Below are 438 nucleotides of genomic sequence, written 5' to 3'. Positions count from 1 at the left end.
GCTGGAGGGGGTGGGGCGCATGGAGATCAGGCACGAGGCCGTGACCGATCCGCGCGGTGTCAATTGGACGGTGCGACGCAAGTGGATGTCCGGCCCGGACACGGCGGGGGACTCCGACGGGGTGATCGGGACGGTATTCACCGCCGTCGTGCTGCTGGTCTTCCTGGCCTGGCCGTTCTGGTTCGTGGCGAAATTCCTCGGGGTGCCCTGGACGATCGTCATCGAGCGGGACGGCAGGGAAGTCGGTACCGAACGCGTCAAAGGATGGCGAGCATCGGAGCGGCGAATGGATGAGATCCGCCGGAACATCCTCACCTCCGGTGTCTCGCAGCAGAACCCGCCGTACCCGCCGTCGCGTCAGGCGGATCGGCAAACCTCATCTGGGTACTGGTACCGCTGATTGGCGTGTCCCTGCGGCAACCCGTCGGCGCGGCCCGC

The 438-nt window shown here is 67.1% G+C and carries 1 protein-coding gene; it reads left to right on the top strand.

The window, feature by feature from the left end:
- Positions 1-400: hypothetical protein (locus tag RM844_RS32880; RefSeq protein WP_311671088.1), on the top strand; the 400-nt coding region annotated here is incomplete at its 5' end.
- Positions 401-438: the final 38 nt, after the last annotated feature.

The sequence above is a fragment of the Streptomyces chisholmiae genome, from assembly GCF_031845445.1.
Classification (GTDB): Bacteria; Actinomycetota; Actinomycetes; order Streptomycetales; family Streptomycetaceae; genus Streptomyces; species Streptomyces chisholmiae.
Note: the sequence above shows the minus strand (reverse complement) of the source record. Positions and strands in the feature narration are given on the sequence as shown.